Below are 4,806 nucleotides of genomic sequence, written 5' to 3'. Positions count from 1 at the left end.
ATTGGCTAATTCCCCAATTGGCTAATTATCTAATCATCTGATCATCTCATCCTCTAATTATCTAATCATCTAATTCCCCCATTCTCCCATTCCCAAATCATCTATCTTCGCATCTCGAAATGAGGCCCGTCACCATTCTCGATAGTAAGCAGCTCGATCTGACTCTCAACCGCCTCGCTTTTCAATTGGTAGAACGATATCTGGACTTTGATGGTACCGCCATCATCGGTCTCCAGCGCACAGGAGCTTTTCTTTCAGAAGCCTTGGTCGATAAGGTGCGTGGCATCCGCAAGGATTGCAAGGTGGAGCACGGCTTGCTCGATGTGACCTTTTACCGCGATGATTTCGGGCGCAGGGACAAACCACTCGCAGCAGCCAGTACAGAACTGGATTTCCCCATCGAGCAGAAGCGGATCATCCTGGTGGATGATGTGCTCTATACCGGGCGAACCATACGTGCCGCCTTGGATGCTTTGGTCAGTCTAGGACGCCCGGCCAGTGTGGAACTTCTGGTATTGATCGACCGGAGATTCAGTCGGCAGTTGCCCATAGAGCCGAGCTATACCGGACAGATGGTGGATAGTATCGCCACGCAGCATGTGCAGGTGGAATGGGACGAGAAAGGCTTCCAGAAAGCCGTGCTTTTCGAAAAAGTGGACAAGGGATGAAGGATATCAGCGTCAAGCATCTACTGGGGACCGAGCACCTGAGCAAGAAGGACATCGAACTGATCTTCGAATGGGCCTCTCATTTCAAAGAGATCATCAACCGCCCCATCAAGAAGGTACCTACCCTGCGGGATATCACGATTGCCAACATCTTCTTTGAGAACAGCACCCGGACCAAACTCTCCTTCGAGTTGGCCGAGAAGCGACTTTCGGCCGATGTGGTCAATTTCTCCGCAGGTGCATCTTCTGTTAAAAAAGGAGAGACCCTCATCGATACGGTCAACAATATCCTGGCGATGAAGGTGGATATCATCGTCATGCGCCATCCCGAGCCCGGAGCTGCCCTCTTCCTATCCAAGAATGTAGATAGCCGGGTGATCAATGCCGGGGATGGAACCCATGAGCACCCCACACAGGCCCTCTTGGACTCCTTCTCTTTGCTCGAGCGATTTGAGAGCCTCAAGGGAAAACGCATCGCCATCGTAGGGGATATCAAGCACAGCCGGGTGGCCCTGAGCAATATCCATTGCCTCAAAACACTTGGAGCAGAAGTGCAGGTGTGTGGTCCTAGTACGCTTATTCCCAAATACATAGATACATTAGGAGTATCGGTATCCCATGACTTGGAAGAGACCATGCGCTGGGCAGATGGGCTGAATATGCTCCGTATACAACTCGAGAGGCAGGAGCAATCCAATCTACCTTCATTGAGAGACTATACACTCAAGTATCAACTCAACCGCGACTTGATGGACAAGGTAGGGAAGGACCTGGTGGTCATGCACCCGGGTCCGATCAATCGCGGGGTGGAGATCACCTCAGAGCTTGCCGACTCCGATTCTTCGATCATTCTGGATCAAGTGGAGAACGGAGTGGCCATACGCATGGCGGTCATTTTCCTGCTTGCGCAGCAATTGAACCGCAATTAGAATAATGTTAGCTTTGCTTGGAACTGAGAACTAAGGAACATGAAGTTCAGAATAGATAGTAAGGAGAAGTACACACTGGTCAAGAGTGAGCTGGAGAAATTGGATGCACAACATGCTCCAGACCTTAAGTCCGAGTTGGTCTATCTGAATAAGAACGGGGTCAAGAATATCATCATCGACCTCACAGGGACACGCTATTGCGATTCATCTGGATTGAGTGCGATCCTGGTGGCCAATCGTCTATGCAAAGGAGAGGATGGGACTTTCATCCTCACCGGATTGGAACCGGCTGTTGCCAAGTTGGTCTCTATTTCCCAATTGGACACCGTACTGAATATCACTCCTACGTTGAATGAGGCCCAGGATCTACTGTTCATGGAACAGGTGGAGAAGGACCTCGATGAAGATTGATACATGAAGAGAGTTTTACTCGGAGTACTTGTTCTCTGTACACTGGGTCTGAATACACAGGCCCAATGTGACCCGAACCCACTCTACGTGGACTCGCTCTTCGGTGTATGGCCTGATACGGCCACCAATTTCCCACCTGCAGTAGTCAATGAGCTTTACAACACTCAATTGGACCTCAAAGTGCCATCCAATGCCAGTCAGGTACCAGGTGCGGGATTACCACCGCTGCCCATCGATTCTGCCTCTGTAGATGATGTGATGGGACTTCCTGCTGGCCTTAGCTATCAGTGTGCATCTCAGACCGATGGATACTGTACCTTCCTAGGAGGAGCACTCGGATGTGCGGTACTCACAGGTACACCTACTGAGATCGGGGTGTTCGATCTGGTCATTCAGGTCACGGCCTATCTCAATCTGGTAGGTTCGGTGGTCGAAGGCCCTCTGGACTTCGAAGGATATCGAGTGGCAGTGGCCGAAGATGGGACCACGAGTATCCAGACCGTTGAGTCCTTCAAACCCAAGGTCTCACAGAATTCTCCCAATCCTTTCCAATTCCGCACCGAGGTGAACTTCACTTTGATGAATGCCCATGAAGTGGAATTCATTGTCATGGATCTACTCGGTCAAGAAGTCTATTCTGAGACCATCGAGGCGGTGCGTGGTGAGAATACCATCGAATTCGAACCGGAAGGTCTGGAATCCGGTATCTATATGTACGCACTTCGCTCACCGTACGGTACGGTGACACGCAGGATGGTCTACGACCGCCCATAAGATTTCTCCATGTCCGATCTTCAATTAACGATCCTCGGTTGTGGCTCAGCCCTTCCGGCCAAAGGACGTATGCCCAGCTCGCAATTCCTGAAAGCGGGTAAGTATACCTTCTTGATCGATTGTGGCGAAGGGACCCAGCATCTCATCCGCAAATACCGACTGAAGCTCCAAAGCATCAGTCACATATGCATCTCTCACATGCATGGCGATCATTTCCTCGGTCTGATGGGATTGCTCTTCTCCATGCGCTTGCTGGGCCGCGAGAAATCGATCACGCTGATCGGCCCACGCGAATTGGAAGAACTGATCGAATTGCATCTCAAACATGCCAATGCCAGTCTGGGATATGAGATCCTTTATCTGCATACCCAAGGCAAGACCAAGGAATTACTGCTCGACCTGGACACCATCACCGTACACAGCCTACCGCTGGACCATAAGATCCCTACCACCGGCTTCCTCTTCCGGGAGAAGCCCCGTCCGCGAAAACTCATCAAGGAACAATTGCAGCGCCACGAGGTGCCCATACGTGTGCGCCAGTCTCTCACGCAGGGAGAAGACTACGTGACAGAGAGTGGACAGCGGATTTCCAATGCTGAACTGACCACCGATCCAGAACCTCCCCATTCCTATGCCTATTGCAGTGATACGGCCTACAAGGAATCTCTGATCGAAGATCTGGACGGTGCGGAAGTGCTGTATCATGAATCCACATTCATGGAAAAGGACCGAGCACGCGCTGAGAAGACCCGACATAGCACGGCTGCGCAAGCCGCTCTGATCGCCAAAGCAGCGGGAGTGAAGAAGCAACTCTTACTCGGACACTATTCGGCACGCTATGATGACCTTGATCCACTCTTGCACGAAGCCCGGGAGGTATTTCCCGCATCGGTATTGAGCCAGGAGGGAATGGTGGTCGATTTTCACAATCCCTTTGGATAAGTAGCACCTCTTTCTGGACGCTCGCTCCATTAGCTTATTTATATTTGTTCTAAATAAGCGGATATGCGGATTGCGATAGGAGATACCAACGAATTGGACATAGCAGGGCTCAAGGCCATCTGTATGCAAGCAGACCCCAGTGCCGAGCTCACAGTCTATTCGAGATGTTCTGAATTGATCCGATCTTCTCACAGCCCACACGTCATCTTGGTCGATTTCACGGCTGAAGGATATGGTCTTGAATCACTGCAGAAGTTGCGCTCCAAATTTCCACATACCGCCATTCTAGCGATTACAGCCATACAGTCGGCCAATACGATTTTCAGTGCCATACGGAGTGGGATCAATGGCTATGTCAAGAAGGACTGTTCGGTCAATGAGATCAAAGAATCGATCCTATTCACTGCGCAAGGAAAGGAGTTCTATTGTGGAGACATCCTCAGACTCTTGGACGCAGAAGGGATGGACCTGCTGAGCATCGATAGGGATTCATTGGACTGTGCACCTTTGCTTTTGACGGAGCGAGAGGCTGAGATCCTCAAGTATATCGCAGTCGGTCATACCAATTCGGAGATTGCCGAAATGCTCTTCTTGAGCAGCCATACGGTCAACACCCATCGCAAGAACATCCTCAATAAGATCGGGGTCAACAATACCGCAGCGGCTGTTCTCTATGCCGTCAAAGAAGGAATCGTGGATCCCGAGCGATTCGAGTTCGGCAGGAATTAGAAAGAGGCTTCTACCTCCAAGGTCTGCAGTTCCAGGAGGATACCTAGACTGTTGTTGAGCACGTGAAGTAGGATAGGGACCAGCAGCGAACCGCTGAACATCCGGGCATAGCCCAATAGTACCCCCATAGGAATGATGATGGCCTTGACGGCCCAAGAGTATTGCAGATGGATCAGTGCGAATACGATGGCGATGACCCACACCGTGCCATGTCCTCCGAGCTTGCTCCGTTCCAGACCTTTATAGGCAAAGCCCCTGAATAGGACCTCCTCAAAGACGGGAGCTACAATGCCGATGGATAGGATCAGCAAGGGGATGTTCTGAGAATTGCTTACCAATTCATGCAGGAAGGG

Annotated in this window: 7 protein-coding genes; 6 read left to right on the top strand and 1 reads right to left on the bottom strand. The window is 50.9% G+C overall.

Annotated elements, in window-relative coordinates; translation table 11 throughout:
• Window positions 1–119: 119 nt before the first annotated feature.
• The 6 genes from pyrR (at window position 120) to HKN79_05520 (ending at window position 4,453) form a co-directional block, all read left to right on the top strand.
• Entirely contained in the window at window positions 120–668 is a 549-nt protein-coding gene (gene pyrR / locus HKN79_05545) for a bifunctional pyr operon transcriptional regulator/uracil phosphoribosyltransferase PyrR (GenBank protein NNC83021.1), read from the top strand.
• On the top strand, window positions 665–1,597 hold the full coding sequence (locus HKN79_05540; protein ID NNC83020.1) for an aspartate carbamoyltransferase catalytic subunit: 933 nt from the start codon (window positions 665–667) through the stop codon (window positions 1,595–1,597). The genes pyrR and HKN79_05540 overlap by 4 nt, the downstream gene beginning before the upstream one ends.
• 39 nt (window positions 1,598–1,636) lie before the next feature.
• Window positions 1,637–2,008, top strand: a complete 372-nt coding sequence (locus HKN79_05535; protein NNC83019.1) for an STAS domain-containing protein — start codon at window positions 1,637–1,639, stop codon at window positions 2,006–2,008.
• A gap of 3 nt (window positions 2,009–2,011) precedes the next feature.
• Window positions 2,012–2,782, top strand: coding sequence for a T9SS type A sorting domain-containing protein (locus HKN79_05530; protein NNC83018.1), 771 nt, complete (start codon window positions 2,012–2,014; stop codon window positions 2,780–2,782).
• A 9-nt stretch (window positions 2,783–2,791) separates the two neighbouring features.
• Entirely contained in the window at window positions 2,792–3,724 is a 933-nt protein-coding gene (locus HKN79_05525) for a ribonuclease Z (protein ID NNC83017.1), read from the top strand.
• 63 nt (window positions 3,725–3,787) lie between these two features.
• Window positions 3,788–4,453: a response regulator transcription factor gene (locus HKN79_05520; GenBank protein ID NNC83016.1), complete on the top strand. Its 666-nt coding sequence runs from the start codon at window positions 3,788–3,790 to the stop codon at window positions 4,451–4,453.
• Here HKN79_05520 and HKN79_05515 read toward each other — a convergent pair.
• Window positions 4,450–4,806: CPBP family intramembrane metalloprotease (locus tag HKN79_05515; protein NNC83015.1), on the bottom strand; the 357-nt coding region annotated here is incomplete at its 5' end. The genes HKN79_05520 and HKN79_05515 overlap by 4 nt on opposite strands.

The organism is Flavobacteriales bacterium (assembly GCA_013001705.1).
Lineage (GTDB): Bacteria > Bacteroidota > Bacteroidia > Flavobacteriales_D > JABDKJ01 > JABDLZ01.
Note: the sequence above shows the minus strand (reverse complement) of the source record. Positions and strands in the feature narration are given on the sequence as shown.

Bases quoted from the DNA above. Each gene is read 5' to 3' on its own strand.
- HKN79_05520 (NNC83016.1), top strand. From the start codon at position 3,788: ATGCGGATTGCGATAGGAGATACCAACGAATTGGACATAGCAGGGCTC.
- HKN79_05540 (NNC83020.1), top strand. From the start codon at position 665: ATGAAGGATATCAGCGTCAAGCATCTACTGGGGACCGAGCACCTGAGC.
- HKN79_05525 (NNC83017.1), top strand. From the start codon at position 2,792: ATGTCCGATCTTCAATTAACGATCCTCGGTTGTGGCTCAGCCCTTCCG.
- HKN79_05530 (NNC83018.1), top strand. From the start codon at position 2,012: ATGAAGAGAGTTTTACTCGGAGTACTTGTTCTCTGTACACTGGGTCTG.
- HKN79_05535 (NNC83019.1), top strand. From the start codon at position 1,637: ATGAAGTTCAGAATAGATAGTAAGGAGAAGTACACACTGGTCAAGAGT.
- pyrR (NNC83021.1), top strand. From the start codon at position 120: ATGAGGCCCGTCACCATTCTCGATAGTAAGCAGCTCGATCTGACTCTC.